25 protein-coding genes and 1 pseudogene are annotated in these 26741 nt (G+C 71.3%); 14 read left to right on the top strand and 12 right to left on the bottom strand.

Annotation, left to right across the window (positions count from 1 at the left end; all coding sequences use genetic code 11):
* Window positions 1-40: 40 nt before the first annotated feature.
* Window positions 41-1384, bottom strand: coding sequence for a hypothetical protein (locus ACIBVN_RS00165; protein ID WP_397130962.1), 1344 nt, complete (start codon window positions 1382-1384; stop codon window positions 41-43).
* A 198-nt stretch (window positions 1385-1582) separates the two neighbouring features.
* Between ACIBVN_RS00165 and ACIBVN_RS00160 the strand changes: the two genes are divergently transcribed.
* Window positions 1583-3805, top strand: a complete 2223-nt coding sequence (locus tag ACIBVN_RS00160) for a thiamine pyrophosphate-dependent enzyme (RefSeq protein WP_397130960.1) — start codon at window positions 1583-1585, stop codon at window positions 3803-3805.
* Here ACIBVN_RS00160 and ACIBVN_RS00155 read toward each other — a convergent pair.
* On the bottom strand, window positions 3748-4326 hold the full coding sequence (locus ACIBVN_RS00155; protein ID WP_397130958.1) for a serine/threonine-protein kinase: 579 nt from the start codon (window positions 4324-4326) through the stop codon (window positions 3748-3750). The two genes, ACIBVN_RS00160 and ACIBVN_RS00155, sit on opposite strands and share 58 nt — an antisense overlap.
* Before the next feature lie 44 nt (window positions 4327-4370).
* Entirely contained in the window at window positions 4371-5069 is a 699-nt protein-coding gene (locus ACIBVN_RS00150; protein WP_397130956.1) for a M50 family metallopeptidase, read from the bottom strand.
* 34 nt (window positions 5070-5103) lie between these two features.
* Between ACIBVN_RS00150 and ACIBVN_RS00145 the strand changes: the two genes are divergently transcribed.
* From ACIBVN_RS00145 to corA, 4 genes are read left to right on the top strand one after another with little or no spacing between them, the layout of a single operon-like run.
* Complete coding sequence (locus tag ACIBVN_RS00145; protein WP_397130954.1) at window positions 5104-5304, top strand: hypothetical protein; 201 nt, start codon at window positions 5104-5106, stop codon at window positions 5302-5304.
* Window positions 5305-5316: 12 nt separating this feature from the next.
* On the top strand, window positions 5317-5988 hold the full coding sequence (locus ACIBVN_RS00140; RefSeq protein ID WP_397130952.1) for an amidohydrolase family protein: 672 nt from the start codon (window positions 5317-5319) through the stop codon (window positions 5986-5988).
* Between the two features lie 7 nt (window positions 5989-5995).
* Window positions 5996-6463: a nuclear transport factor 2 family protein gene (locus ACIBVN_RS00135; RefSeq protein ID WP_397130950.1), complete on the top strand. Its 468-nt coding sequence runs from the start codon at window positions 5996-5998 to the stop codon at window positions 6461-6463.
* Window positions 6464-6483: 20 nt separating this feature from the next.
* The gene (gene corA, locus ACIBVN_RS00130; protein ID WP_397130948.1) at window positions 6484-7602 is read left to right on the top strand and encodes a magnesium/cobalt transporter CorA; all 1119 of its coding nucleotides are present in this window, start codon (window positions 6484-6486) and stop codon (window positions 7600-7602) included.
* A gap of 13 nt (window positions 7603-7615) precedes the next feature.
* On the opposite strand, the gene ACIBVN_RS00125 is transcribed toward corA, so the two are convergent.
* The 4 genes from ACIBVN_RS00125 to ACIBVN_RS00110 all read right to left on the bottom strand — a co-directional run bounded on the left by ACIBVN_RS00125 (window position 7616) and on the right by ACIBVN_RS00110 (window position 10425).
* Window positions 7616-7843 carry a hypothetical protein gene (locus tag ACIBVN_RS00125; RefSeq protein WP_397130946.1) on the bottom strand — a complete coding sequence of 76 codons (228 nt, stop codon included), beginning with the start codon at window positions 7841-7843 and terminating at the stop codon, window positions 7616-7618.
* Window positions 7843-8730: a hypothetical protein gene (locus ACIBVN_RS00120; protein ID WP_397130944.1), complete on the bottom strand. Its 888-nt coding sequence runs from the start codon at window positions 8728-8730 to the stop codon at window positions 7843-7845. The genes ACIBVN_RS00125 and ACIBVN_RS00120 overlap by 1 nt, the downstream gene beginning before the upstream one ends.
* Window positions 8731-8883: 153 nt before the next feature.
* Window positions 8884-9633: a Clp protease N-terminal domain-containing protein gene (locus tag ACIBVN_RS00115; protein WP_397130942.1), complete on the bottom strand. Its 750-nt coding sequence runs from the start codon at window positions 9631-9633 to the stop codon at window positions 8884-8886.
* A gap of 39 nt (window positions 9634-9672) precedes the next feature.
* Window positions 9673-10425 (bottom strand): IclR family transcriptional regulator, encoded by a 753-nt coding sequence (locus tag ACIBVN_RS00110; protein ID WP_397130940.1) that lies wholly within the window; start codon window positions 10423-10425, stop codon window positions 9673-9675.
* A 48-nt stretch (window positions 10426-10473) separates the two neighbouring features.
* On the opposite strand from ACIBVN_RS00110, the gene ACIBVN_RS00105 reads away from it, so the two are divergent.
* The 4 genes from ACIBVN_RS00105 to ACIBVN_RS00090 are packed head-to-tail and all read left to right on the top strand — an operon-like array spanning window position 10474 to window position 13824.
* The gene (locus tag ACIBVN_RS00105; protein ID WP_397130938.1) at window positions 10474-11514 is read left to right on the top strand and encodes a cupin domain-containing protein; all 1041 of its coding nucleotides are present in this window, start codon (window positions 10474-10476) and stop codon (window positions 11512-11514) included.
* Window positions 11511-12335: a fumarylacetoacetate hydrolase family protein gene (locus ACIBVN_RS00100; protein ID WP_397130936.1), complete on the top strand. Its 825-nt coding sequence runs from the start codon at window positions 11511-11513 to the stop codon at window positions 12333-12335. Before ACIBVN_RS00105 ends, ACIBVN_RS00100 begins: the two co-directional genes overlap by 4 nt.
* Window positions 12328-12717, top strand: a complete 390-nt coding sequence (locus tag ACIBVN_RS00095; RefSeq protein WP_397130934.1) for a maleylpyruvate isomerase N-terminal domain-containing protein — start codon at window positions 12328-12330, stop codon at window positions 12715-12717. The genes ACIBVN_RS00100 and ACIBVN_RS00095 overlap by 8 nt, the downstream gene beginning before the upstream one ends.
* Window positions 12718-12729: 12 nt before the next feature.
* The gene (locus ACIBVN_RS00090) at window positions 12730-13824 is read left to right on the top strand and encodes an FAD-dependent monooxygenase (RefSeq protein WP_397130932.1); all 1095 of its coding nucleotides are present in this window, start codon (window positions 12730-12732) and stop codon (window positions 13822-13824) included.
* A gap of 60 nt (window positions 13825-13884) precedes the next feature.
* On the opposite strand, the gene ACIBVN_RS00085 is transcribed toward ACIBVN_RS00090, so the two are convergent.
* The 3 genes and pseudogenes from ACIBVN_RS00085 to ACIBVN_RS00075 all read right to left on the bottom strand — a co-directional run.
* A complete protein-coding gene (locus tag ACIBVN_RS00085) occupies window positions 13885-14829 on the bottom strand; it encodes a winged helix DNA-binding domain-containing protein (protein ID WP_397130930.1) in 945 nt (314 codons plus the stop codon).
* Window positions 14826-15629: an RNA-guided endonuclease InsQ/TnpB family protein gene (locus tag ACIBVN_RS00080; RefSeq protein ID WP_397130928.1), complete on the bottom strand. Its 804-nt coding sequence runs from the start codon at window positions 15627-15629 to the stop codon at window positions 14826-14828. The genes ACIBVN_RS00085 and ACIBVN_RS00080 overlap by 4 nt, the downstream gene beginning before the upstream one ends.
* 7 nt (window positions 15630-15636) lie before the next feature.
* Window positions 15637-15800: pseudogene (locus tag ACIBVN_RS00075) on the bottom strand (transposase); the annotation flags it as partial.
* A 106-nt stretch (window positions 15801-15906) separates the two neighbouring features.
* Between ACIBVN_RS00075 and ACIBVN_RS00070 the strand changes: the two are divergent.
* The 3 genes from ACIBVN_RS00070 (at window position 15907) to ACIBVN_RS00060 (ending at window position 22205) form a co-directional block, all read left to right on the top strand.
* Window positions 15907-17103, top strand: coding sequence for a hypothetical protein (locus tag ACIBVN_RS00070; RefSeq protein WP_397130926.1), 1197 nt, complete (start codon window positions 15907-15909; stop codon window positions 17101-17103).
* Window positions 17104-17204: 101 nt separating this feature from the next.
* The gene (locus ACIBVN_RS00065) at window positions 17205-18812 is read left to right on the top strand and encodes a hypothetical protein (RefSeq protein WP_397130924.1); all 1608 of its coding nucleotides are present in this window, start codon (window positions 17205-17207) and stop codon (window positions 18810-18812) included.
* 69 nt (window positions 18813-18881) lie between these two features.
* A complete protein-coding gene (locus ACIBVN_RS00060; protein ID WP_397130922.1) occupies window positions 18882-22205 on the top strand; it encodes a chromosome partitioning protein ParA in 3324 nt (1107 codons plus the stop codon).
* Between the two features lie 21 nt (window positions 22206-22226).
* Here ACIBVN_RS00060 and ACIBVN_RS00055 read toward each other — a convergent pair whose 3' ends face one another.
* On the bottom strand, window positions 22227-23438 hold the full coding sequence (locus ACIBVN_RS00055; RefSeq protein WP_397130920.1) for a citrate/2-methylcitrate synthase: 1212 nt from the start codon (window positions 23436-23438) through the stop codon (window positions 22227-22229).
* Between the two features lie 64 nt (window positions 23439-23502).
* Here ACIBVN_RS00055 and ACIBVN_RS00050 point away from each other — a divergent pair, with 64 nt between their 5' ends.
* Window positions 23503-24723 (top strand): LeuA family protein, encoded by a 1221-nt coding sequence (locus tag ACIBVN_RS00050; protein ID WP_397130918.1) that lies wholly within the window; start codon window positions 23503-23505, stop codon window positions 24721-24723.
* Here ACIBVN_RS00050 and ACIBVN_RS00045 read toward each other — a convergent pair.
* A complete protein-coding gene (locus ACIBVN_RS00045) occupies window positions 24720-26006 on the bottom strand; it encodes an MFS transporter (protein ID WP_397130916.1) in 1287 nt (428 codons plus the stop codon). The genes ACIBVN_RS00050 and ACIBVN_RS00045 overlap by 4 nt on opposite strands.
* Window positions 26007-26093: 87 nt before the next feature.
* On the opposite strand from ACIBVN_RS00045, the gene ACIBVN_RS00040 reads away from it, so the two are divergent.
* On the top strand, window positions 26094-26732 hold the full coding sequence (locus tag ACIBVN_RS00040; RefSeq protein WP_397130914.1) for an HAD family hydrolase: 639 nt from the start codon (window positions 26094-26096) through the stop codon (window positions 26730-26732).
* The last annotated feature ends 9 nt before the right edge of the window (window positions 26733-26741 follow it).

Raw genomic sequence — 26741 nt, 5'->3', positions numbered from 1 at the left:
GTGTCCCCGGGCCTCAGGCGTCGATCAGGCGGTCAGCCGGTCAGCGCTTCACGCGGACGTAGTCCGAGCTGCTGGTGTCGCCGTAGGCGTCCTCGTCGCCGGCGAACACGAACCGCCAGCGGCCCGAGTTCCACGCCTTGACCTTGGTGTAGAGGCGGCCGCTGCCGTTCGACCAGGTGGTCTTCACGTACTGCCACTTGTGCGAGCCCGCACGCTTGAAGTACAGCGCCACCTTGCCCCGGTAGCCCTCCCAGGTGCCCTCGTCGTCGATCTGCAGCTTGCCCGTGAACCTCGCGTACTTGCCGCGCTTGACCGGCTCCGGGTACGCGTTGAACTTGATCAGCCGCGTGTCGGCCTTGGCGGGCGGCGGGGCGGGCTGGTCGACCCGCACCCAGTCGGCGTCGCTGACCGAGCCGCGCACGCCGCGGGTGCCCGCGTACTCGGCGCGCCACCAGCCCGAGGTCTGCGCGGTGGCGGAGGCCCAGAAGCGGCCGTCACGGCCGGTCACGTCGCTGGTGACGTACTCCCACCGGTGCGCGCCGCCAGCCCGGAAGAAGATCGACACGCGCTCGCCGGGCACGCCGCCGCGGCCCTCGACCTGCAGGGCGCCGGTGAACGTGAGGCGGTCGCCCTTGTCCACGGGCTCGGGCCGGGCGTCGAAGCCGGCGATCCTGCTGGCGAGCTCGCCGCGCCTGACGTCCACCCTGTCGGCGTCGCTGACCGAGCCCTTGGCCGCGGACGTGGCCGCGAACTCGGCCCGCCACCAGCCCGTCTCGCGGGCCCGCACGTTCGCGCTGAACGAGCCGTCGGCGCCGGTCGTCACCTTGGTGACCGTACGGTAGGCGTCGGTGCCGCGCGCGCGGAAGGTGAGCGCGACGGACTGCCCGCCGTACCCCTTGCCGTCGGCGAGCAGCCGCCCTGAGACCTTGATCAGGTCGCCCCGGTCCACGAAGTCGGGGTTGGCGTCGAAGTCGACGATCTTGGTGTCGAGCACCTTCTTGACGACGACCTCGAACGTGCCGCCGCGGGAGGCGTCGCCGGCGACGGCGAGCCAGCTCCACTTGCCGACGTTCGTGGAGTCGAAGGACCTGGTGCCGGTCCACCTGGTCCAGTCGCCGTCCTTGGTGGGCGTCAGGTCGAGGGGCTTGCCGACGCTGACGTCGCCCGGGGGCTTGAGCTGGAGCTCGGCCTTGTCGGTCCCCTTGGTGGCGAACCGGAACGTGGCCGTGACCGCCCCGTTCGTGACGTCGATCGGCGGGCCGGGGCTGATCCCCACGCGGGTGACGACGGGGTCCGCGGCCGCCGTCGCGGCGGTGGGTGCCAGGACGAGAGTCCCGGCGCCCAGCGCGACGGCGAGAGCGGCCACGCGGAAGCGTTGCAACATGCGGGTTCCTTTCTGGATACCCCAGGGGTTGAACGCGGCATTGAGGGTGCCACGTATGTCGTCTCTGTAGACGTGCGCATCAGCCCAAAAGTTTGGGAATGTGACAAAACGTTATAGATCATGCCCAATAGGACCGGTCCACAAGATGTGGGCGGCGTCCAGCAGACGTCAGCGCCGAACGAGGACATAATCGGTGGTGTGGCGCGGGACACAGTTGAGACTCATTTCATCCAGGCGGTTGCGACGCTGAAGGCGGGCCCCGCACGAGATCCGGGGCGGCCGGTCCGCGAGGGCACCTCCCTGACCGGCGAGCAGTGCGTGCGGCTGTTCCAACGCCAGCTCGACAGCCGCCTGCTGGACATCGCGGCCCGCTGGCTGCGCGAACGGGACGAGGGCTTCTACACGATCGGCTCGGCCGGTCACGAGGGCAACGCGGCCGTCGCCGCCGCCCTGCGGCCCACCGATCCGGCCCTGCTCCACTACCGCTCGGGCGCGTTCTACCTGACCAGGTCCGAGCAGGCCGGCCGGCTGCCCGAGCAGGGGCTCCGCGACGTGCTGATGGGCCTGACCGCGGCGGCCGACGAGCCGATCGCGGGGGGCAGGCACAAGGTGTTCGGCCATCCCGAGCTGGCCGTCATCCCCCAGACCTCGACGATCGCCAGCCACCTGCCGAGGGCGGTGGGCGTGGCGTTCGCCATCGAGCGGGCCAAGGCGCTCGGCGCGCCGAGCGCGTGGCAAGCGGATGAGGCGGTCACGGTGTGCAGCTTCGGCGACGCCTCGATCAACCACGCGAGCGCCCTCAGCGGCCTCAACACCGCCTCCTACGCCACCTACCAGGGGCAGCCGCTGCCGATCCTGTTCGTGTGCGAGGACAACGGCATCGGCATCAGCGTCCGCACGCCCAAGGGCTGGGTGGAGTCGGCCGCGCGGCGCCCCGGCATCGAATACTTCGCCGCCGACGGCTGCGACCTGGCCGAGGCGTACGACGCCGCCGTCCGCGCGGTCCAGCACGTACGCGAGCACCGCTCCCCCGCGTTCCTCCACCTGTCCACCGTGCGGCTCATGGGGCACGCCGGGTCCGACGTCGAGCAGGCCTACCGCACCCAGCGGGAGATCAGGGCCGACCTCGAGCGCGACCCGCTGGTCCGCACGGCGGCGCTGCTCGTGCAGGCCGGGCTGAGCACGCCGGAAGAGCTGCTCAGCGCGTACGAGTCGCAGCGCGAGCACGTGCTGCGGATCGCGCTCGAGACGACGCGCAGCCCGCGGCTCGGCTCCGCCAAGGAGATCATGGAGCCGCTCGCGCCGCGCAAGCCCGAGCTGATCGCGAAGATCAGCCCGATGGCGGCCACGACCGCGGCCAGGGAGAAGGCCTTCGCCGGCGCGCTGCCCGAGCACGACAAGCCGATGACGCTCTCGCAGGCCGTCAACCGCACGCTCGCCGACGCGCTGGCCGTCTACCCGGAGATGACGGTGTTCGGCGAGGACGTCGCCAAGAAGGGCGGCGTCTACGGCGTGACCAGGGGGCTGCAGAAGAGGTTCGGCGCCGGGCAGGTGTTCGACACGTTGCTCGACGAGCAGGCGATCCTGGGACTGGCGCTCGGCTCAGGCGTGTCGGGGCTGCTGCCCGTGCCCGAGATCCAATATCTGGCCTACCTGCACAACGCGCTCGACCAGATCCGCGGCGAGGCGTCCACGCTGTCGTTCTTCTCGCGCGGCTCGTACACCAACCCGATGGTGGTGCGGGTGGCCGCGTACGCCTACCAGAAGGGCTTCGGCGGGCACTTCCACAACGACAACGCGGTGGCCGCGCTGCGCGACATCCCCGGCCTGGTCATCGCCTCGCCCGCGCGTCCCGACGACGCCGCGGCCATGCTGCGCACCTGCCTGGCGGCGGCCCGCACGTGCGGCTCGGTGTGCGTGTTCCTGGAGCCGATCGCGCTCTACCACACGCGTGACCTGTTCGAGGAGGGCGACGGCGGCTGGCTCGCGCCCTATCCGCCGCCCGGGCGCTGGGCGGAGACGCACGTGCCCATCGGGCGGGCGCGCTCCTACGGCGACGGGCGCGATCTGACGATCGTGACGTTCGGCAACGGCGTGCGGATGAGCCTGCGGGCCGCCGTGCGGCTGACCCAGGAGAACGTCGGATGCCGCGTCCTCGACCTGCGCTGGCTGGCGCCGCTGCCGAAGGAGGACCTGCTGCGGGCGGCCGAGCTGACCGGCAACGTGCTGATCGCCGACGAGACCCGGCACACCGGCAGCGTGTCCGAGGCGGTCGTGGCGGAGCTGGTCGACGCCGGGTTCACCGGCAAGATCGGCCGGGTGACCTCGGCCGACAGCTTCATCCCCCTCGGCAAGGCGGCCGATCACGTGCTGCTGTCGGAGGACGAGATCGAGCAGGCGGCGCGCAAGCTACTGGGTTGAGCGGGCCACGGCTCCGCGGACGCACGCCGGCTTGGACCACGCGACCGTGGAGCTCTCCGAGATCTGGAGCGGGACGCCCACCAGGAAGCAGTAGCCGGTGCGCGGGTCCAGGGCTTGATGTCGCCGTGCAGGACCCCGGCCTCGTGTACGGCGGCCAGCGCCCCGGCCAGCTTCACCCCGGCCCGCAGCACGTCGGGGACCGGCAGCGGCCCCTCCTTGCGGACCTTGTCGCGCAGCGAGCCGTTCTCGAAGAAGTCCATCGCGATGTACGGCTTGCCGGAGCGCGTCACGCCGGTGTCGAAGACGGTCACGACGTTCGGGTGGCCGGTGAGGCGGCCCGTGAGCTGCAGCTCGCGCTGGAACCTGCGCATCGTGCGCTGGTCGACCCGGTCGACGGACAGCACCTTGAGCGCCACGACCCGGTCGAGGCGCTCCTGGTAGGCGCGGTACACGACGGCGAACCCGCCCTGGCCCGCCTGATCGAGTATCCGGTAGCCGGGCGCGTCCTCGACTGGCAGCACGGCACTCCCCCTGTTGCAGGCGAGTTTAGTGCGTATTTTCGAGGTTAGAGAGGATTCATGAGGTACGCCCCGAAGGCCGCGGACACGACCGATACCAGCAGGAAGAAGAACACGTAGAACCCGCCGGGGAGGAACGTCAGCCTGGCCAGCTGGTCCGCGTCGGAGTCCCGCGCCTGCCGCCTGCGCCGCTTGCGCTGTAACTCGATGATCGGCCTGATCCCGCCGAACAGCAGGAACCAGACCGCGACCAGGGCGACGACCTGCTGGACCTCGGCCGGCGCGTACATGATCAGGGCGAAGACGGCGCCGCCGGTGGCCAGCAGGATCAGCGCGCCGTACAGGTTGCGGATCAGCAGCAGCATGCAGACCAGGAACAGCAGCACGCCCCAGATCAGCAGCGTGATGTGCCCCATCTCGGTCAGCCAGGCGGCGGCCAGCCCCAGCAGCGGGGGCGCGACGTAACCGGCGAGCGCGGTCAGCACCATGCCGGGCCCGGTGGGCCTGCCCCTGGTCAGCGTCACGCCCGAGGTGTCGGAGTGGAGGCGGATGCCTTCGAGCTTGCGCCGGGTGACCAGCGCCATCAGCGCGTGGCCACCCTCGTGTGCGATCGTGATCAGGCCTCTGGACACCTGCCAGGGCATGCGGAAGCCGACGAGCACGAGCGCGGCCAGAGCCGAGACCCCCACGACCCAGGGGTCGGGGTCAGGCTGAACCTTGATCAGGTGGGCCCAGAGCTGTTCCATCGAAGACAAACCCTATCCAGGTAAAGTCTCGTCCGTGGCCACAGAACAACATTCTGACGCGCGGGTGCCGGACTGGTGGCGGGGGCTGGGTCTGCCCGGACTGATCGACCTGCACGTGCACTTCCTGCCGGAGCGGATGGAGCGCCGCGTGTGGCACCACTTCAGGCACGGTGGCCCGCTGATGGGGAACGGCTGGAAGATCGAGTACGAGTGGCCGGTGGAGGAGCGGGTCTAGCGGCTGCGGGCGATGGGCGTACGGAGGTTCCCCGCCCTCGCCTACGCGCACAAGCCGGACATGGCGGCCGACCTCAACGCCTGGACGCTGGATTTCGCCAGCCGCACACCTGAATGCCTCCCTTCGGCGACTTTCTACCCCGAGCCTGGGGTCGTGGAGTACGTGCGCCGGGCGCTGGAGGGCGGCGCGAGGATCTTCAAGGTGCACCTGCAGGTCGGCGCGTTCGACCCGCGAGCCGCCGAGCTGGACGAGGTCTGGGGGCTGCTGGCGGACGCGGACGTGCCGGTGGTGACGCATGCCAGCTCGGTGCCCGTGCCCGGCGGACACATCGGGGCGGAGCCGATCGGCGAGGTGCTGCGCAGGCATCCGCGGCTGCGGGTGGTGATCGCGCATCTGGGGATGCCGGAGTACGACCCGTTCTTCGAGCTGGCCGCGCGCTACGAACGGGTCGCGCTGGACACCACGATGGCCTTCACCGACTTCGCCGAGTCGGGCATGCCGTTCCCCGCGCGGTTGCGGCCGGCGTTGCTTGATCTGGGCCTTTCCGGGAAAGTGGTGCTCGGCACTGACTTTCCGACAATTCCGTACCCCTACTCCCATCAACTGGACGCCCTCGCCCGGCTGGAGCTGGGCGATGACTGGCTGCGGGCCGTCTGCTGGGACAACGGCGCGGCCGTGATCTGATAGGAAGGTGAACGATCGGCACGTGGCGCTCATCGGCGCTCTCTTCGACGCTCTGGACCGCGCGGACCTCGCGGCCATGGAGCGCTGCTATCACCCTGACGTCAGCTTCGGCGATCCGATCTTCCAGGAGGTCGAGGGGCGCGACAGGGTGATGAGGATGTGGCGGCTACAGCTCGGCGTGCGCGACGGGGTGAAGTCCGCATATCGTGACGTGACGGCCGACGACCATACCGGGGCGGCGCACCGGACGGCGCGGTACACGTTCTCCAGCACAGGGCGCGAGGTCGTGAACGAGATCGACGCGCTGTTCAGGTTCGAGGACGATCTGATCGTCCGTCATCACGACGAATTCGACTTCAGGCGCTGGTCGAAGATGGCGCTCGGCAGGCCGCACGGGCTGCTGTTCGGGTGGACGCCGATGTGGCGCAAGACCATCAGAGACCGCGCCGCACAACGACTCGACGAGCTCTCGTAGTTCCAGGGAGTAGGGCAGGCATGGCCAGGGTGAAGGGGTTCAGGCGCAGCGGTGACGTACGCGAGGAGGCGCCCGAGCATTCGATGGACCCGCGCGCCGCGGAGGAGCGGCCGTACCGGCCGACCGTCATCGACAACGCGATCTACCTGAACGGCCAGCGCGTCGACAACCCCGGCTCGCTCGGCGACGCCTTCGAGCGGCTCAAGCAGATGCCGGACAGCATGGCCTGGATCGGCCTCTACCGGCCGAAGGAGTGGGAGCTGGTCAAGCTCGGCGAGGAGTTCGAGCTGCACGAGCTGGCGCTGGAGGACGCGATCGTCGGCTCCCAGCGCCCCAAGGCCGACCGCTACGGCGACACGCTCTTCGTGGTGCTGCGGGCCGCCCGCTACCTGGACGACGTCGAGGAGGTCGCCTTCGGGGAGGTGCACGTCTTCGTCGGACCCAACTTCGTGATCACCGTCCGCCACGCGGAGGCGCCCGACCTGCAGGCCGTCCGCAAGCGCATGGAGTCGGACCCCGAGCTGCTCCAGCAGGGCCCGCAGGCCGTGCTCTACGCCATCCTCGACGCGGTGGTCGACGGCTACGCGCCGGTGGTCGCCGGGCTGCAGAAGGACATCGAGGAGATCGAGGTCCAGGTCTTCGGCGGCGACCCCTCGGTGTCGCGGCGCGTCTACGAGCTGTCCGGCGAGGTGATCGAGTTCCAGCGCGCCACGGCGCCGCTCGTGGGCATGCTCCACGGACTCATCGCGGGGGCGGCCAAGTACGGCGTCAACGACGAGCTGCAGAGCTACCTGCGTGACGTGGCCGACCACGCGATCACCGTGGCGGAGCGGATCTCCTCCTTCCGGACGATGCTGCAGAACATCCTGGTCATCAACTCGACGCTGGTGACACAGGCGCAGAACGCGGAGATGGCCCGGATGACCGAGGCGAGCATCCAGCAGGGCGAGGAGGTCAAGAAGATCTCCGCCTGGGCCGCCATTCTCTTCGCACCGACCCTGGTCGGGACCATTTACGGGATGAACTTCGACTTCATGCCGGAAACGCACTGGGCTTTTGGTTACCCGTTCGCGATCGTGCTGATGGCGGCCGTTTGCTTGACCCTTTATGTGGTCTTCAAGAGGCGGAACTGGCTCTGACGCCGGGTCGAGATCAGGCGAAGAGCTCCTCGGCGGCGGTGACCTTGAGGGACCGAACGAACCACGCATCAAGGAGGGCGAGATCCCTGCACGCGAGAATCCGCTCCCGCGCTGACTTCGTGACAGGTACGCCACGCTCCTCCAGGGCCTTGAGCACTAGCTTCGCCTCGCCCTGGGCCCGCCCCTCGTCTCTGAGCATCTCGGCGAACTCGGACTTGAAGCGGTAGTTCTGCATCGTCATCAGACGTCTCCGTCGAAGATCTCCTCGGCGGCGGTGACCTTGAGGGACCGAACGAACCACGCATCAAGGAGGGCGAGATCCCTGCACGCGAGAATCCGCTCCCGAGCTGACTTCGTGACAGGTACGCCACGCTCCTCCAGGGCCTTGAGCACTAGCTTCGCTTCGCCCTCGGCCCGCCCCTGGATGCGCCCCTCATCTCGGAGCATCTCGGCGAACTCGGACTTGAAGCGGTAGTTCTGCATCGTCATCAGACGCCTCCAGATCTGTCGGGCGCGGGTGTCCCCGAGACCTATTTCCGTTTGCTCGGCGATGTACTTGGCGGTGTCGGTGTCGATCGTGGCCAGCGCGACGTCCAGGGCTTTCAGTATGGCACCGACCTTGGGAGATCGCGCGTGTGTCAGGGCCGAGTACATGGCGAGCACCGCGTCCGTGCACGCCTCGGCGGTATCAGTGATCGCGGGCACGATGTCGGGACCGAGCGCGATGGGGTGCACGACCAGAGAGGGATGACCGGCCAGGCCGATCGGCTTCGGCTCGCGGGCCCATCTGGCCGTGGCCACGTCCTGACAGATGACCATGAGCGTCACCGGACATTCGAACTTCGCATGCGCGTAGCTGATGTAGTAGGCCCACGCGGAGATCTTGTCGTCATCTCTCTGTGACTGCGACTCGCTGATGACGACGTGCTTGCGACCCCCTAGGGACGTGAACATCATCACCGTGTCGGCGCGCCGCTCGATCGGCTTTAGCTCCGTCAGGTCGGTATCGACGACGGCGACTTCCCTGGGCGTCGGGAAGTCGATGTTGAGCATTTTGAAGGCACGGGCATAGAGCTCCGGTTTGTCGCGGAATATGCGGTGGAGCACCTCGTGCTGCGAGGAAGGCATGTGCGAAAAGTTACCACTCGATGACTCTCTGTTCGCACGTGTTTCGAAAACCGGTCACCACAAAGCCGCGATCACGAGGCCCGTCACGATCAGCGCCGCGAGGGCGATGCGAAGGGCCGCGAGCGCGCGGCCGGTGGCTTTCACTGAAGGTCCTCAGGCGTCCAGGCCGACGTGCTGTTCCAGGCGTTCCAGGCGCTGCGCGATCGACTGCAGCTCGCCCTTGATCACGGTGGCCAGCGCCGCCAGCTGATCGCCGCTCTGGGTCGCGGGCCCGCCCTCCTGGGTCTGCGCGCGCAGGTGGACATAGCCCGCCAGGGCCGCGACCACCGCGCGGCGGGTGAGCCTGGGCTCGGCGCCCAGCGCGCGCAGGACCTGACCGGCGGTCCCGTCCGGCTCGGCGACCAGGCCCAGCAGGAGGTGCTCGCAACCGACGTAGTTGTGACCCAGCGAGGTGGCCTCGGTGACGGCGAACTCGAGCGCGTTGGCCGCGGGGCCGCTGAAGCTTCGAGGCGCCTCCGTGCCCGCCGCGGGCTGGTGGCGGTGGGCGAGGTCGCGTTCGACCTGCTGGGGGTCGATCTCCATGGCGTGCAGGACGCGCAGCGCCAGGTTGCTGCCCTCGCTCAGCATGCCGCTGAGCAGGTGCTCGGTGCCGACGCTCGCGGCCCCCTCCGCGCGGGCCTGGTCGGCGGCGAGCTTGAGCACGGTACGCGTTCTCGCCGTCAGGTGGGTCAGCGCCCCCGTCGGCTCCTCCAGGTCGAGATCGGCCAGGACGGTCTCCCTGATGGCGGTCACCCGGCGCACCGCCTGCTCCAGTGCTCGCTGGCAGACCGCCGACACCGGCACGCCGGCCTGCTTGACGGCCTCCGCGAGCTCATCCGGCAGATATACGTTGATCTTCGGCATGCCCCTACTGTAACCCCAAGGGGGTTACATGACAATGCGCTAATCGGGGAAGCCGGCAAGGGCCTGTTCCGCCTCGGCGACCGCGCGGCACAGCTCCTTCGCGAACGCCGCCACGCGGTCCGTCCCGAAGCGCGCGGACGGCGCCGAGATCGACAGCGCCGCCACCGCCGATCCGCTCCCGTTGCGCAGGGCGGCGCCGATGGCCGAGACGCCCTGCTCGGTCCCATCGATGTTCAGGGCGAATCCGCGCACCCGGACCTCGTCGAGCTCGCGTGCCAGCGCCGCGCGCTCCGCGTCGGCGAGGTCCGGGTAGAGGTCCCAGAGCTGGTCGGGGGTCAGCGTCGCGAGCAGGACCTTGCCGCCGGACGCCAGCCGCGCCGGCAGGATCGTGCCCCGCCGGTCGCCCACGTGCAGGATCTGCGACGACTCCACGCTGTCCAGGAAGCGCACCTCCGTGCCGACCCTGACCATGAGGTTCACGGTCTCCGCTGCCCGCGCGCACAGCCCCTCCATCGCGGGCCTGACCCGGGCGCGCAGCTCGCGCAGACCCGTGCCGCCGGGAGTGGCCTGCGTCGAGGTGAGGAACGGCCCCGGCAGGTATGTGTGGTGCTCGTCCTGTACGGCGAAGTCGCGATAGACCAGCATGGCCAGCAGGCGGTGGGCGGTCGACCGGGCGATGCCCAGCTCCCTGGCGACATCGGTGACCTTGAGCCGTCCCTGGTCGCGCAGCATGTGCAGGAGCAGCAGCACGTTGTCGACCGAGCCCAGGGCGTACGCCGGCTTGTTCTTCATAGCAGAACGCTAGTGCAGTACGCGGAACGAGCTTCTAGCGTGGGCACCATGAACCCAGAGGAGAGGCTCTACGCCGACTTCGCGGCGGAAAATCTCATACCGCTGTGGACGCAGGTCGGCGACCTGATGCCCATGCATCCGAAGCCGAAGGCCAGGCCGCACGTGTGGGAGTGGAAGACGCTCCACCCGCTGGCCGAGCGGGCCGGCGAGCTGGTGCCCGTCGGGCGGGGCGGTGAGCGGCGGGCGATCGCGCTGGCCAACCCCGGCCTGGGCGGGCTGCCGTACGCGACTCCGACGCTCTGGGCGGCCATCCAGTACCTGGGCCCGCGCGAGGTCGCCCCCGAGCACCGCCACACCCAGAACGCCTTCCGCTTCGTCGTCGAGGGCGAGGGCGTCTGGACCGTCGTGAACGGCGACCCGGTCGCCATGCGGCGCGGCGACTTCCTGCTGACGCCCGGCTGGCACTTCCACGGGCACCACAACACCACCGACGCCCCGATGGCCTGGATCGACGGGCTGGACATCCCGCTCGTGCACTACACCGACACCTCGTTCTTCGAGTTCGGCCCCGACCAGGTGACCGACGTGACCACGCCGAGCGTGTCGCGTTCAGAACGGCTGTGGGCGCATCCGGGGCTGCGTCCCGTGTCGGCGCCCGGGGCCGCGCCCAGCTCGCCGATCGCCGCGTACCGCTGGGAGCACACCGATCGCGCGCTGGACGAGCAGCTCGCGCTGGAGGACGAGGGCCACCCGGGGACCGTCGAGCCCGGCCACGCCGCCGTCCGCTACACGAACCCCACCACCGGCGGCGACGTCATGCCGACGATCAGGGCCGAGTTCCACCGGCTGCGACCGGGGACCGCGACGGCAGCGCGGAGGGAGGTGGGCTCGTCGGTGTACCAGGTGTTCGACGGCGAGGGATTCGTGACGCTCGACGGCGAGGAGCGGCGGCTGTCGCGGGGCGACCTCGTCGTGGTGCCGTCGTGGTGCGCGTGGTCGTTCCGCGCGGAGACCCGCTTCGACCTGTTCCGTTTCGCCGACACGCCCGTGTTCGAAGGGCTGCACCAGTACCGGGAGGAGCTCGCGTGAAGCTCGCGACTTTGCGGCTGCCCGGCCGTACGACCGCTGCCAGGATCGACGGCGACCAGGCCGTGGAGATCGTGGCGCCCGACGTGGGGGCGCTGCTGGCCGACCCGGGCTGGCGGGACGTCGCGGCCGCCGCGGACGGGCCCAGGCATCCGCTGTCCACGGCCGGCCTCGCCCCCGTCGTCCCCCTACCCGGGAAGATCATCTGCGTCGGGCTCAACTACCGCAACCACGTCCTGGAGATGGGCCGCGAGCTGCCGGAGTATCCGACGCTGTTCGCCAAGTTCGCCGAGGCGCTCATCGGCCCGTACGACGACATCGCCCTGCCGGCCGTCTCCCAGGCTGTGGACTGGGAGGCCGAGCTGGCGATGATCATCGGTACGGAGGCCAGGAACGTGTCCCCCGAACAGGCGACGGCCGCCATCGCGGGCTACTCCGTGATCAACGACGTGACGGCCCGCGACTACCAGAACCGCACGCTGCAGTGGCTCCAGGGCAAGACCTTCGAGGCCAGCACGCCGTTCGGCCCGTTCCTCGTCACGCCCGACGAGCTGGAGGGCAGGTCGATGGCCGTGCGGTGCGAGGTGGACGGCGAGGTGATGCAGGAGGCGGACACGTCCGACCTGGTCTTCGACCCGGCACGGCTCATCTCGTACGTGTCGGAGATCCTCACGCTGAGGCCCGGCGACGTCATCGCCACCGGCACGCCCGGCGGGGTCGGGCACGCCCGCAAGCCCCCTCGGTACCTCGCCGACGGCAGCAAGGTCGTGACCCGCATCGCGGGGGTCGGCGAGCTGGTGAACGTGGCGCGCCGCGATGGCTGACCTGGGCTGGATGGACTCCGGCACCGCGTATTTCGAGGCCCGCCTGCGCCGGAGCGACCTCGGGCGGGAGAGCCGGCTGCCCGGGTGGACGGGACGGCACGTGGCGGCGCACGTCGCCGCGAACGCCCGCGCTCTGGGCAGGCTCGTGCATTGGGCGCGTACGGGTGAGGAGCGGCCGATGTACGACTCGCCGGCGGCCCGGGACGCCGAGATCGACGACCTGGCCGCCCGGCTTGACGCCGCCGAGCTGGAGAGCCTGGTGAAGGAGACGGCCGAGGAGCTGCGGGAGGTGCGGGGCACCGCCGCCGAGCTGGCCGCCTGGGTCACCGGGCGAGGCCCCGCGCCCAGCCCAGGCGCCCCGGCCATCGGGCGCTGGCTCTGAGGAAGGAATGTCGTGACCGAGGTGATCGTGGTCGGAGGCGGCATCGGCGGGCTCGCCGCCGCCTTCGCGCAGGCCAGGGCCGGGCGGGCGGTCAGGGTGCTGGAGCGGTCGGCCGAGTTCGCGGAGGTGGGCGCCGGGTTGCAGCTCGGCCCCAACGCCACCCGCGTGCTCGACCGCTGGGGCCTGCTCGGCCAGGTGATCGAGGCGGGCGTGCTCCCCCGGCGGCTGGTCTTCCGCGACGCGCTGACCGGCGAGGAGCTCACCCGTCTCGACCTGGGTGAGGAGTTCCGGCGCCGCTACGGGGCCCCGTACGTGGTGGCGCACCGCAGCGACCTGCACGCCATCCTCCTCCGCGCCTGCGAGAAAGCAGGCGTGGAGCTGCTGAACGGGCAGCACGTCGAGCGGGTGGACGCCGAACGGGCCAGGGCGTACTGCGCGGACGGCTCGGTGCACGAGAGCAGTGTGGTGGTCGCGGCGGACGGCCTGCAATCAGCGTTGCGGGCGCAGCTCTCAGCGGACCAACCCCACGATTCCGGATTTGTCGCTTATAGAGGTACGTGTCCGATACCGGATGGCTTCGATACCTCCGAGGTGATCGCGTACCTGGGCCCCGACCGCCACTTCGTCCAGTACGCCCTCCGCGGCGGCGAGCTGCTGAACCAGGTCGCCGTGTTCCGCGGTCCCGGCGAGCTGGAGCCGGCCTTCGACGGCTCCTGCGACGAGATCCTCAAGGGGCTGCCCTACCTGTGGCGCGACCGCCACTGGCCCATGCTCGACCGCCGGCCGATCGGCACCTGGGTGCGGGGCAGGCTCGCCCTGCTGGGGGACGCCGCGCACCCCATGCTCCAGTACCTGGCCCAGGGCGCGTGCCAGGCCATCGAGGACGCCCACGAGCTGGCCGAGCAGTCGGCGGGCGGCGACTGGGACCAGGCGCTGGCGGCGTACCAGGAGATCCGCGCGCCCCGGACGGCGCGCGTGCAGACGACGGCGCGGCTGTGGGGCGACATCTGGCATGTGGACGGCGTGGCGAGGGTGCTGCGCAACGAGCTGTTCCGCACCAGGGACATGTCCAGCTACGCCTACGTCGACTGGTTGTACCAGGGATGAAGCGTGACGGGGCCGTCCGGGGTGTGGACGGTGGGGTGTCGCCCGACCCCGGCGCCGCGGTCAGCTCAGGAAGCGGCGGACGTCGGCGACCTCGCCGTCGAGGAGGCCGCCGGGAAGCTCGTCGAACGGCTGGACGCTCACCTGCGTGCCCTTCCGCCCCCACACGCCCCTGATCACGCCGCCCACCAGCACGACGGGCCGCAGGATGCCTCCGCCCGGGAACACCTTCCTCGCGTGCTCGGCCACCAGGATCGGGTCGCGGCTGCGCCAGCCCATCAGGTATTCGTCGAAGGCGGGCGCCAGGCGTACCACGGGCTCCTCCTCGGCGGGCGGCGGGCCGGCGGCGCCGAGGCTCCAGGCGGTGCGGGCCTCGCCCAGCGGCAGGCCCGACCAGGCGGCCAGGTCCTCGGGCCCGGCGGGGTGGTGGGCACGGCGGTAGCGGGTGGCCAGCTCCTTGAGCGCGCGGTCGCGGTCGGGCTCGGGGATGATCGGGGCGCCCAGCCAGTCGGCGGCGTGCACGTACGTGGGCTTGCCCGCCCGGAGCGGGCCCAGCACGGCCAGGCCGTGGTAGGCGGCCAGCGCCACCAGGTGCACGACGCCCTGGCCGCGAGCCCGTCCCGCCAGGCGCTCCTCCAGCTCGGCCTTGGTGAGCGGGCCCTGGCCCTCGAGGGCGCGGCCGATGAGCGCGGGCAGGTCGTCGCCGGTGACGCCCTCCTCCCGGAGGCGGCGCAGGGTGTTCGTGGCGGAGCGGGTGAGGGCGTGCAGCCAGGGGAGGTCGTCGGCGTGGACGAAGTGGAGCGTGCCGCGCGGGCCCCAGGTCCTGACGATCTCGCGTGCGTGCCAGGCTGCCTCGACGTCCTGTCTGGTGAGGGTGGCGGAGCGGGCGCGGAAGGCGAGCAGGGCCGCGGGGACGTCCTGGGCCTGCATCGCACCCAGCCGCCTGACGAGCTCGCCTGCCGCCAGGCCCGGCGGGCGGTGCAGGAGCTGGGCCTCGACGCTTCTCATGCGGGAATCTTGAAGTGCTCCCCGCGACTGAAGTCGGGGATTTCAGCCAGGTCGGGCTCCGTCTGCGCGGTGGCCTGGGCTGCTGTTGCTTGGCGGTTGGCCTTCCGGCCCACGCCGTTGCGTGGTTTGCGCGCCCCAGCTCGTACACCCGGTCTGGGCTGCACAAACTCCGCCCTCCCGGCGGTGAGGATGTTCTTGGCGGCGTTCACGTCGGCGTGATCGGTGTGACCGCACAAGGTACACCGGAAGACCGCTTGGCTCCCGCGGGACTTCCGATCCACCACCGTGCACACGTTACACGTCTGACTCGTGTAGGCCGGATTGACAGTGATCACGCAGCCGTCCCGGCTGACGGTGGCGTTCTTGACCGTCCCGCCGAGCGGGCGGGTGATGCGGAAGCGGACCCAGCCGAGCTTGGGTAGTTTCGCCCGTGCCCAGCGCCGGTTGAGCCGCTCGATGGCGATCTTGGCGCCCTCGGGGAACCGGAACGACGGCCGCGTCCTGGCCTTGGATTTCCAGCGGACCCTCCAGGTCCCGTGCCGGGAACACGCCTGGTTCAGGTCGATGAGCGTCTGCTGAAGGCAGTGGCCGGGCACCTCTGCCAGCCACGCGAACTCGCCCTTGGCCTCAGCGAGTTGGCGGGCTTGTTCGTGGTAGCCGATCCACGCCTCCCGGCGGCGGTAGGCGCGGCGCTGCTCCAGGGCGGTGTTCCACACACTGCGGCAGGCGCCGCCGATCCGCTCGGCGAACTCCGCCTGGCCGGAGGTGAGGTCCAGGCGATACTTACGTCCGATCAGCATCCGCGATCATGACCTCCATCTCCACCAGCCAGGCCCCAATTCTCCTCGATCACCTCGCGGATCAGCTCTTCCAGCCGCACCTCGATCCGCCCCCAGCACCCGCCTGCGGTGCTTGGCGCACCACACCACGCGGAAGGCACACTGGAAGGCGATGTTGCTGTCCGCGGGCATCACATTAGCGTTCAGTGGTTTCTTGCGCGTGCGTACTCGCTGGTAGCGCACTTGGGGTTGCTGTGGCGTGCCGAGACTGTCGGTGCGAAGCCGTACCTTAGTGCCCGTGTCCGAACAGCCCCTGACCCTCGACGCCGTCCTCACCGACGAGGCGGTCCTGTCGACCTACCGCCGCATGTTCGCCGCGCTGGCGCGCGACAGCGGCGCGGTGGTCGACGACCCGGCCCTGGTCGACATCGCCGAGACGCTGTTCTCGGCGTTCGCGGAGGCGGGCGAGGAGTGGCTGACGCACGAGCAGATGCGTTTCGCGTGCCGGGCATATCCGGCCGACCAGTTCGACAACCGACTGCGGGTGCTCAAGGGGCTGGGGGCCGTCCGCGAGGTGTTCCCCAAGCCCAACCAGCTGCGTTACCGGGCCTCGTTCACCAGTGTCGTCGGGCTGATGTTCATCAGGCGGATGATGTCCGACGGCGGCCAGTCGGAGATGCACCGGCTGCTGGCGCTCGAAGACCTCAACGTCGCCGATCCGCGCACCACGATGGAGGAGGCCAGGCAGAGCGCGGTCAACCTGGCGCGGGCGTTCCGGCTCTGGGCGCTGGAGCTGATCACGCTCACCACGGGCACGATCGAGGAGCTGCGCGAGCAGGCGCCCAAGCTGTGGGGCACCGAGGAGATCGCCCGCCGCGCCCAGGGCCTGCACGGCACCATCCTGACCCGGTGGCCGGAGCTCGACCGCGTCTGCACCGACCTGCGGGCGGCGATCTACGCCTACAGCGACGCCTCGCGCCGCGCCGCCGGTCGCCTGGCCGACTCGGCGGGCACCACGCGCAACCTGACGTTGCTGCCCACGGAGACGTGGCGCACGTTCGCGCAGACCGCGTCCCGGGAGCGGCTGGCGGCCGTGCTCGACGGGTTCGTGTTCGACGCGCCCGCGCCGTGGCACGACCCGGCTGCCATCGCCCGCGCCGTGGACGAGGCCCCGCGCCCCGCCCCCGCCCAGCCCACTCCCCCACGCTCCCACCTCCCCGACGCCGGGCCGGACTCCTCCCTCGACTCCTCGCCCAGCGCCGCCATGGAGCGGCTGCGCGAGGTGGCGGAGTCGCTGCTGGGTGACGCTTCGCGGGTGGCCCTCGCCGACGTGCTGGGCTCCGACTGGCCCTCGGCGCGTCGCGTGCTCGCCGACCTGACGACCGTGGACCTGCGGCCCGAGCTGCCTTACCGGCTGACGTGGTCCGACGGCCTCACGATCGACCCGGACCGCGAGCCGGCCTGGCTCTCGCACGGCTACCTGGAGCGCACCTGATGGCCATCGAGAAACGTCCCAAGCCCCTGACAGGTGCCATGCGGGCGCAGGGCCAGTCCCCGGCTGTGGCTCATGTGCGGGCGCAGGGCCAGTCTTCCGCCGTGGCTCATGTGCGGGCGCGGTCGGGTGGGCCGCTGTGGCTGGATGCCGGGGTGCCGGCGCCGCCCGGGATGGTGCGGTTGACGCGTCCCGACTCCACGGGGCAGGCGCTGCCGCTGTGGCCCGACGGGGTGACGCCGTCGTTGCTGGAGGAGTATCAGGTGGCGCCCGTCCCGGTGGAGCGGTCCGGGGAGACCCGGCGGGTGCTGGCCGCCGTGCTCAAGTGCTGCTGGACCGACCTGTCCGTGGACCCGTGGCCCGGCCAGCCCGCGCCCATGGAGCTGGTGCTCGACACATACCGGGCGCTGATCGGCCGCACCGACGACCTGATGCGCAACTGGGCGATCGGCGCGCTGCGGCGACTGCACGACTCGGCGTGGATCGTGATGGACGACGGCGTGGTCGTGCTCGGCCCCCGCTGCGCCCTGTGGCCGGTCGAGTCGCACGCGCAGCTGCAGGAGCTGGCACGCCGCCTGCCCGATCCCGAACGCCCCGAGCTCACCGTGGTGGGTGACGCCGACATCGTGGCCGCCGCCGAGACCGATCCTGAGGGAGCCGGCGGGCGGGTCGAGGCCGCTTCTTCGGCGGAGTTCGACGATTTGCTGGGGGCTTACGACGAGCGGCGGCGGGCGGAGCTGGTGGCGGCGTTCATGGCGGTGGAGTACGCCGCCGAGCCGGTGCAGGAGGCGCGTTTCGCCGCCCTGCGGGACCCGGCGCTGCGCCACACGCTGGGCGAGATGCTGACCAGGCGCGGCCGTACGCTGATCCAGCACCGCGACCGCTGGACCTCCGGTTATGACGACACCCACGCCGCCTCGCTGACGAGGCTCGATGCCGAGGCCGAGGCCACGCACGAGCCATCCCCTGGCACCGACCCGACCCCGTCGGACGAGCCCTCGCCGACCGGCCAGGGTGGTGGCGGCATCGCAGACGCAGCGTCCGCAGCCGTCGAGGCGGCCGACCGGGCGGGCGAGATCGATGCAGCGGAGCCGGGCGATGCGACCCGCGCAGCCGAGGCGGGCAAGGTGCCCGGCGCGCTCAGGGAGGGCAACACGACCGGTAGAGGTCCGGCAGCCGACGCAACCGGCAGGGCCGAAGCGGGCAAGGTGCCCGGCACAACTACTGCGGGCGACGTGTCCGGCACCGCCGCAGTGGGTGCGGCTGCCGGTGCTTCGGGCGGTGCCCCGGGGTCCCGGCAGGCGGTCCGGCCGTCAGGTCCGAGCGGTGGCGGCTCGGCGGGCGCGCGGCTGGGGGTGAGCGAGCGGGCGGTGCTGACGCTCGTACTGGTGCACTCCGTTGCGATCCCGAGGGCCGAAGGGCTGCTGCCCGAGGACTCCTGGCTGTCGCCGCACCCCACACCGGTGGACGAGCTGCGCCGCCACACCCAGCTGCCCATCGGCGAGTTGGAGGCGGCGTTGCGGGCGTTGCGGCACTCGGGGCTCTTGGGCCAGGTCAAGGCGGGTGAGGAGGCGGGCGGTTACGTGCCGGGGCCGCAGTTCCACCGGCTCACTCCGGCGGCCAGGCGGCGCCTGCAGGAGGAGCTGATCCTGGCGGCCGGGCCGAACACGCCGCTGGCGGCCGCCGTACGAGCTCGAAGATCGGCGAAGTGATCACAGCCGAGTGCGGCGAGTTCAGCGTCAGGACGAATGGAAGGACTACGGGGGTCAGAGGTGTCACAGATGGAGAACGTCGTCGGAGACCGGGTGCTGATCGCCATGCAGGCGGTCAACATTTCGCGGCTCTCGACCCATCCGGTGCCCACCGTCCCCGGCACGCTCATCGTCGTGGCCGGCGCCGGGCCGAAGGACTCCAACGGCGCGGGTAAGTCGTCGTTCATCGCCTCGATCACGGCGCTGCTCGGGGACGAGCAGTGGCGCTTCGCCTCGGGCGCGAAGGCGGTGTCCGAGCTGCTCTTCAACGCCGAGCTGGCCAGCGGCGCCGGAGCCCGCCAGTGGGCGAGCGCCGACCACGGCTACATCGTGGGCGTCTTCGGTCCGCCCGGCATGGAGGGCTTCGCCCCCTATGACCTGGACCTCCAGCGATCGGGCGACGCCGCTTCCGGGCCGCCCCCGCAGGCGGGCGATGCTCCCGCCACGGCTTCCGAGTCGCCGGACGACGCGGAGGAGGCCGAGTTCGTGCTCGAGAGCCAGGTGGCCGGGGGCGAGCTCAGCGGGGAGCTGTTCGAGGTGCCCGACACCTCGGGTGGGGCGCTCACCGTGTGGCTCAAGGTCAACCAGGAGGCGCCGCACCTGGAGATCCGCTGGCGCGAGGGGGTGCACCTGGCGGCGTCCCCGTCCGAGGCCGAGCGGGTGGCGCGGGCCGACGAGATCTGGGCGTCTCTGCCGAAGTCGGCCGGTAGGCGGGACGTGGTGGCGCGCGACCTGACCAAGGTGCTCTACGGCGACCGGGTCAGGTGCGTGTCGTTCCTGTCCACGTCCGTACGGAGCAAGGTCGCCACCAACCTGCTCTCCCAGCCGCTCAACGAGATCTCCCCCGAGCGGGTCTTCGAGGCCATCGCCGCCCTCACCGGCCTCGATGCCGAGCTGGAGCAGGAGCGGGAGGCCCGCCGCGACGAGCACGCCAAGCGGGTGCGCGCGGCGCAGGCGGCCGAGCGGCTGGCGGAGTTCGAGTCGGAGTCGAAGGCGCTGCTGACCACGTTCGACCGGCGTGATCAGGCGAGGGTACGGCTGGCGGACGCGTTGCGGTGCTGGCGGGGCAGGCAGGCACGCAAGCTGGCCGACGCGGCGGCGAAGGACGAGGCGCTGGCCGCCGACCTGGAGCGGCACCACGCGGCCGGTGAGGCGGCCGCCGAGGCGATCGCCATGGTCAAGGCGGAGATCGCCACGCTGCGGGAGGACACCCTCGACAGGCAGGTCTCGCAGGCCCGCAAGGAGCTGGCGGCGCTGCAGGCGCGGGCGGCCAAGCTCGACGCCGACCGGGCGGTGGCCGAGAACTCCGCCGACGAGCTGCGCGGGCTGATTCCGGCGCTGGAGGAGAGGCGCAGGTTCGCGGACGGGCGCGACGTGCCTACGGCCGAGCGGGAGCTGGGAGAGGTCCGGCTGCGGCTCAACGAGGCGCTCAAGGGGCTCGGGGTGGCCGACCAGGAGGTGGCCTCCGCTCAGGCGGCGCTGGACGACGCCGAGGGCGGTCCGGCGGCGGCGCAGCTCAACGCGCTGGCGGCGGCCGGGGTCGGCGCGACCGGCCTGCTGGACGCCCTCGACGTGGCCGAGCAGGCCCGCGACGCCGCCCAGACTCCAGGGCACGGCCAGACTCCGGGACACGGCCAGAGTCCAGGGCACGACCAGCCCCACGACGCCGCCATGTCGTCGGGACACGACCAGGCATTGCGTGGGAGGACCGCCGGTGTGGAGGCCGGCGGGGCGGGTGACGCCGAGGCGCGGGACGTCGAGGCGCTGGGTGCGGCCCTCAAGGCACGCTATGGAAAAGCGCCGGGCGGCGTCGGCGGGCCGTCGGGTGGGCTGGTGCTGGGCGATCTGCGGGGGTGGCCCAACGAGCATGCGGTGATCGTGGATGCGGCGCAGCTCGATGCCGCCGCCGCCGCGCTGGCCGCGTTGCCCGGGTCCGTGCTGGTCAGTTCGGCCGGGGTGAGCGTCGTGGGGGCGTTCGACGGGGTGGCCACGGGGCGTGAGGCCCGGATCAAGGCCGCCGAGCAGCGGCTCAACCGCGCGAAGGACGTACAGGAGACGGCGGCGCAGGCCGTACGCGATGGGGAGGAAGCCGTCGCCGAGGCGCAGCGGCGGCTGGAAGGGGCCAGGGCCGGGGTGCGCCTGGCCGAGCTGGAGGCGAAGCTGGCCGAGCGGCGGGACAGGCTGGCCGAGCTGAACGCCGCGATCGAGGAGGTCGCGCCGAAGGTCGCCGAGGCCGAGCGGCAGACCGGAGCGCTGGACTTCCGGGCCAGGACCAGGGACATGGAGATCGAACGCCTGGAGGGGCGGCGCCACCGGCACGAGGCCGAGCGGGCGCAGGCCCGCGACCAGGAGGCCAAGGTCGGCGCCGAACGCGAGTCGCTCAAGCTCGACGGGCTGGCCGCCGACTGGGGCGGCACGGTGGAGACGGCCCGCGAATGGCTCGGCGCGCTCCCGGAGGAGGAACGACCGCGCGCGGCCGAGGAATGGTGGCGGATCGCCGAACGCCACTTCGACCAGGCGTTGCGCGACACGTTCCCGGAGGAGGACGCGGAGATCCCGGAGGAGCTGCGGTTCCTGCTGAGCGAGCGGGGCGGGAGCGCGGCGCGGGAGCAGGCGACGTTCGCGGCGGTGTGCGGGGCGCTGGCCTCCTACCTGCGGGGCCAGGAGGAGTACGAACGGCACCAGCGGCGCCAGATCGAGGCCCAGGTCGTCTCCAGGCAGCGTGACCTGGCGGCGGCGGCGCGCGGCGCCGAGGAGGCGGCGCAGTCGACGGCCGTGCACCGGGCGGCGTTGACGGCGGCGATCAAGGCGCGGCTCACGCGGGTGGCCGAGGAGTTCGAGAAGCTGGACACCTCTTACGGAGGCTACGGGGCCACGCTGGAGTTCCCCGTGCCGCCCGCGCCCGCCGACCCCGAGCAGCGCTGGCAGTGGCGGGTGACGCCGAAGTGGCGGCGCGGCGAGGGGCAGGGGTTCGTGCCGTACAACCGGCGGGCCAACACCGCGCTCATGGACGAGAAGGCCGTCAAGCTGGTGTGCGCGGCGGCCATCGCCTCCTCCGGGGGCGGACACCTGTGCCTGGTGCTCGACGAGCTCGGCCGCAACCTGGGCAAGGAGCACCGCAGGGAGGCGGTGGCGCTGTTCCGGCGGATCGGGGAGACGTACGGGATCACGGTGATCGGGGCACTCCAGGACGACATGGAGCCGTACGCGATCGATGCCTGCGGGCAGTACATCAAGCTGCGGCGGTCGTCGGACGCGATGCCGTACAACGAGCCGCCGGTGATCGTCGGGCACGACCAGCACGCCGAACGGGTGCGGGCGCTGGCCGCGTACGTCGACAGGACGGCCGGTTGACGGAGCGGTAGCGCCCGCCGGTTATTTGATCGGCGGGCCGGTGTAGGAGGCGCGGAGGCGGAGAAGGGTGCCTCGGCCGTACTCCTCCATCGCGTGCGCCAGCCAGCCCGCCACCCTGGCCACCGCGAAGATGGCCTCGCCCGCGCCGCTCACCATGCCGCTCACGGCGGTGAGGATGGCGAGGGCGAAGTCCGTGTTCCGCTCCGGGAGGCGGCGCCTGCGCATCTCCTCCAGTACGGCCCTTCCGGCGACGAGCCGCTCGTGCCCTGGCGCGGCCTCGCTGACCAGGTCGAGCAGGAGGCCGCCGCGACCGTCGCCGTTCTTGTAGATGCTGTGGCCGAAGCCGGGGATGCGCTCGCCGCGCCGCACCCGCTCGCCGATCTCCCGTGCGGCCTGGTGCGGCTCGGCGACCTCGGCGAGCAGGCGTTCCGCGCCGTACGACGCGCCGCCGTGCAGGGGGCCGCCGAGCACGCCGAGCCCGGTCAGCACCACGGCGTACGGGTCCGCCTTGGCGGAGGCGGCGACCCTGGCGGCCAGGGTGGAGGCGGCGAGCTCGTGGTCGGCGAGCAGGACCAGGGCGGCCTGGAGGGCGTCGAGGAGTGCGGGGGTGGCGGGCCGCGGGCACAGGCGGGACCAGAGGCGCTCGGCGATCGACCCGCCTTGGGGCTCGCTGAGCTGTGGCAGGGCGTCGACGAGGCCCGCGATCATGCGGCGGCCGGTGGCGGCGACGGAGGCGGGGTCCAGCTGGTAGCGGAGGGAATCGGACGCGCCGAGGACTGTAGTGATCACCTGGAGGCGGTCGAGGGGCAGGAGGTCCTCGGGAAGCCCGCGCTGCGCGGCCACAGCGGCCACCAGCGCGTCCGGCTCGCACCGCCACGGCACCGATCCTGGGTTCCGCGCCTCGCTGCCGCCGGCAGGATCGGCGGTCCAGAGCCAGGTCGCGACCGTTTCGAAGTCGCTCGTTCCGGCCAGCTCCAGCGCGTCGAGCCCCCGGTAGTAGGGCCGGTCCACGCCGAGGGCCGTGATGCCCGACTCGATCACCAGCTCGGGCGGCTGGTTGCGGGGACGCCCGCGCCGGGCGAGGCGCTCGACCTCCTCCGCCGAGAAGAGGCTGCGCCGCCCGTCCTCGCTGTGCCGCCGCTGCAGCACTCCCCGGCTCACGTACGCGTACAGCGTGGCGGGCTTGACCCCGAGGCGTGCGGACGCCGTGGCCGCGTCGATCCACTCCACCATGACCCCTCAATGTTGATGAAAATCAATATTGATCCATGTTGAGAGAGCGTGTCAACGTGAGGGCATGCCAAAAGTTCACTTCCTCGATGTGACCAACCGGGACGGCGTGCAGACCGCACGCACCGGCCTGTCGAAGTTCGGCAAGACCATGGTCAACTTCTATCTGGCCAAGCTCGGGGTGGCGCAGTCCGAGATCGGATTCCCCTTCCTGTTCCACGAGGTCCCGTACGTCAAGGCGCAGGTGGCGCTGGCCGAGGCGGGGGCGTTCGGCGGCCTGCGGCTGTCCGGATGGTGCCGCGGCGTGCCGCAGGACGTGGAGCAGGCGGCCCCGCTCGGGCTCAAGCACTACAACCTGTCCATCTCGACGTCCGACTACATGATCCAGAACAAGTTCCGGGGGCGCCTGGACAGGAACGCGATCATCAGGGAGATGACGGCCGCCGTGCGCACGGCCAAGGCCGCGGGCGCGCGGACCGTGGGGGTGAACGCGGAGGACGGCTCGAGGACGGACGACGGCTTCCTGCTGGAGTTCGCGCTGGCGGCCAAGGAGGCGGGCGCCGACCGGGTGCGTTACTGCGACACGATCGGCGGCGACACGCCCGACAGGATCCGCGAGCGCTTCGCCAAGCTGGCCTCCGCCGTCGCGATGCCGGTCGAGACCCACTGCCACAACGACCTGGGCATGGCCGTGGCCAACTCCGTCTCGGGCGCGCTCGGCGACCTCGAGGCAGGGCAGGACGCCTGGATCAACACGTGCGTGAACGGCATCGGCGAGCGCTCCGGCAACGCCGACCTGCTCGCCACGATCCTGGCCTTCCAGCACGGCTTCGGGCTGGACGCGGAGCTCGGCGACGCGCTCGACCTGTCGTGGGCCCGCAGATTCGCGTTGTGGGCGAGTTACGCGTTCGGGCAGCCGCTGCCGTACAACCAGGTCGGGGTGGGACGGAACGCGTTCGCGCACGAGAGCGGCATCCACGCCGACGGCGCGCTCAAGGACCACGGCAACTACGAGCTGTACGACGAGGCCACGCTGGGCCCGTTCCCCGAGGACTGGCACGCGCGGGACGGCCGGGTCGTGCTGACCGGCGAGTACGGCGGGAAGGCGGGCTTCCGGCACGTCATGGACGGGCTGGGGGTGGAGGTCCGCGAGGAGGACCTGGCATTCCGGCTGGTGCAGCTCTGCAACGCCATGACCGGCCGCCCGCTCACCGACGACGAGCTCCGCCTGATCGCCGCGTACCCGCGCGAGTTGTCCCTGTTGTTCCCGGGCTACGAGAACCCTTAGAGGGTGCCGTCGCCCGTCTCGGGCAGGGCCAGCAGGCAGAGCAGGCTCAGCAGGGCCATCGCCGCGACGTACCCGCCGACGGCCGTCACGCCCAGACCGCTGGCCTGCATGCTGGTGGCGACCAGCGGCGGCACCGCGCCGCCGAGGACGCCGCCGAGGCTGTAGGCCACCGAGGCGCCGCTGTAGCGGTACTGGGTCCTGAACAGCTCCGGCAGGTACGCGCCCATCGGCCCGAAGATCAGCCCCATCAGGCCCAGCGCCCCCGCCAGGGCCACGCCGGTCAGAAAGACCGACCCGGTCTCCATCAGCGGGAACATCACCAGTCCCCACACGACGGCCGCGCCTGTCCCGGCGATCAGGGTGCGGCGGCGACCGAGGCGGTCGGAGACCATCGCGGAGACCACCGTGCCCGCGCCCATGAACACGACCCCGATCATGGTCAGGGCGAGCATGGTGGTCTTCGGGATCTTCAGCGTGGTGGTGCCGTACGCCAGGCAGTAGGTGGTGGCGGTGTAGAAGAGCGTGTAGGCGACGGTCATGGCGCCGGCGCCGAGCAGCACGCGCCGCCACTGGTGCCGCATGAGGCCCGCGAACGGCACCTTGGCGATCCGGTGCTGGTCCATGGCCGCCTGGAAGACCGGCGTTTCGGAGATCTTGAGACGTACGTACAGGCCGACGACCACCAGCAGCAGGCTCGCCACGAACGGCAGCCGCCAGCCCCATGACCCGAACGCCTCGTCACTGAGCGCCTCGCCGAGGATCAGGAAGAGCCCGTTCGCCATGATGAAGCCGACCGACGGGCCGAGCTGCGGGAACATCGCGTAGAGCCCGCGCTTGCCGGGCGGCGCGTGCTCGGTGGCCAGCAGCGCCGCGCCGCCCCACTCGCCGCCGAGCCCGATGCCCTGCGTGAACCGCAGCAGCACGAGCAGCACCGGCGCCGCCACGCCGATGGCCGCGTAGCCGGGCAGCAGCCCGATCGCGACCGTCGAGAGCCCCATCACCAGCAGCGACACGACCAGCATCGACTTGCGGCCGACCCGGTCCCCCCAGTGCCCGAACACGGCAGAGCCGAGCGGGCGCGAGATGAACGCCACCGCGAACGACGCGAACGCGGCCAGGCTGCCCGCCACCGGGTCCAATTTGGGGAAGAAGGCGGCATTGAGCACCAAAGCCGCCGCGGTGCCGTAGATGTAGAAGTCGTAGAACTCGATCGCGGTGCCGATGAGGCTGGCGGCCGCGATCCTGGACCGGCTGGGGGCCGCGATATCGGGGGAAGTTGTCATCTTTGGTCTCACTATGCGGACTTGCGTCTTGTAAAGCGATACAGAGAAGCTATCACCCGCGAAATATCACCTTGGGAAGGAACGGGATTGGCTGTCGATCTGGTCATCTTCGACTGCGACGGGGTGCTCGTGGACAGCGAGCCGATCTCCGTACGCGTGGGCACGGCGGCGCTGCGGCGCCTGGGCTGGTCGATCGATGAGGCGGAGTACGCCGAGCGGTTCGTGGGGTGCGCCAACGAGTACTGGGACGAGCAGGTGGGCGAGACGCCGCCGGGCTGGCGCGACCAGCTCATCGCCGATTACACGGCCGCGGTCAAGGCCGAGCTGTGCGCGGTCGACGGCATCGAGGAGGCGCTCGACCGGCTCACCGTGCCGACCTGCGTGGCCTCGAACGGCCGGCACCGCACGATCCGCCGCAGCCTCGAGCTCACGGGGCTGGCCGAGCGGTTCGCCGGGCGGGTGTTCAGCGCCGAGGACGTGGCCAGGGGCAAGCCGGCGCCGGACCTGTTCCTGCACGCGGCGGCCACGATGGGGGTGGAGCCGGAGCGGTGCGTGGTGGTGGAGGACAGCCCGTTCGGGGTGACGGCGGCGATGAGCGCGGGCATGCGCTGCCTGGCCTTCGCCGGCGGACTCACGCCCGCTTCCCGCCTCACCGGACTGGGCGCCACCGTCTTCCACCACCATGCCGCCCTGCCCGGCCTGATCAGCTCTCTCGAGGGCGATTAGGCTCTCTCA

The organism is Nonomuraea sp. NPDC049400, assembly GCF_044466425.1.
GTDB lineage: Bacteria > Actinomycetota > Actinomycetes > Streptosporangiales > Streptosporangiaceae > Nonomuraea.
Note: the sequence above shows the minus strand (reverse complement) of the source record. Positions and strands in the feature narration are given on the sequence as shown.

What these genes read in the sequence shown, in the direction of transcription:
- ACIBVN_RS00165 (WP_397130962.1), bottom strand. Translation starts at nt 1,384, where the DNA reads ATGTTGCAACGCTTCCGCGTGGCCGCTCTCGCCGTCGCGCTGGGCGCC.
- ACIBVN_RS00150 (WP_397130956.1), bottom strand. Translation starts at nt 5,069, where the DNA reads ATGGAACAGCTCTGGGCCCACCTGATCAAGGTTCAGCCTGACCCCGAC.
- ACIBVN_RS00140 (WP_397130952.1), top strand. Translation starts at nt 5,317, where the DNA reads ATGGGCGTACGGAGGTTCCCCGCCCTCGCCTACGCGCACAAGCCGGAC.
- corA (WP_397130948.1), top strand. Translation starts at nt 6,484, where the DNA reads ATGGCCAGGGTGAAGGGGTTCAGGCGCAGCGGTGACGTACGCGAGGAG.
- ACIBVN_RS00125 (WP_397130946.1), bottom strand. Translation starts at nt 7,843, where the DNA reads ATGACGATGCAGAACTACCGCTTCAAGTCCGAGTTCGCCGAGATGCTC.
- ACIBVN_RS00120 (WP_397130944.1), bottom strand. Translation starts at nt 8,730, where the DNA reads ATGCCTTCCTCGCAGCACGAGGTGCTCCACCGCATATTCCGCGACAAA.
- ACIBVN_RS00115 (WP_397130942.1), bottom strand. Translation starts at nt 9,633, where the DNA reads ATGCCGAAGATCAACGTATATCTGCCGGATGAGCTCGCGGAGGCCGTC.
- ACIBVN_RS00110 (WP_397130940.1), bottom strand. Translation starts at nt 10,425, where the DNA reads ATGAAGAACAAGCCGGCGTACGCCCTGGGCTCGGTCGACAACGTGCTG.
- ACIBVN_RS00105 (WP_397130938.1), top strand. Translation starts at nt 10,474, where the DNA reads ATGAACCCAGAGGAGAGGCTCTACGCCGACTTCGCGGCGGAAAATCTC.
- ACIBVN_RS00095 (WP_397130934.1), top strand. Translation starts at nt 12,328, where the DNA reads ATGGCTGACCTGGGCTGGATGGACTCCGGCACCGCGTATTTCGAGGCC.
- ACIBVN_RS00085 (WP_397130930.1), bottom strand. Translation starts at nt 14,829, where the DNA reads ATGAGAAGCGTCGAGGCCCAGCTCCTGCACCGCCCGCCGGGCCTGGCG.
- ACIBVN_RS00080 (WP_397130928.1), bottom strand. Translation starts at nt 15,629, where the DNA reads ATGCTGATCGGACGTAAGTATCGCCTGGACCTCACCTCCGGCCAGGCG.
- ACIBVN_RS00060 (WP_397130922.1), top strand. Translation starts at nt 18,882, where the DNA reads ATGGAGAACGTCGTCGGAGACCGGGTGCTGATCGCCATGCAGGCGGTC.
- ACIBVN_RS00055 (WP_397130920.1), bottom strand. Translation starts at nt 23,438, where the DNA reads ATGGTGGAGTGGATCGACGCGGCCACGGCGTCCGCACGCCTCGGGGTC.
- ACIBVN_RS00050 (WP_397130918.1), top strand. Translation starts at nt 23,503, where the DNA reads ATGCCAAAAGTTCACTTCCTCGATGTGACCAACCGGGACGGCGTGCAG.
- ACIBVN_RS00045 (WP_397130916.1), bottom strand. Translation starts at nt 26,006, where the DNA reads ATGACAACTTCCCCCGATATCGCGGCCCCCAGCCGGTCCAGGATCGCG.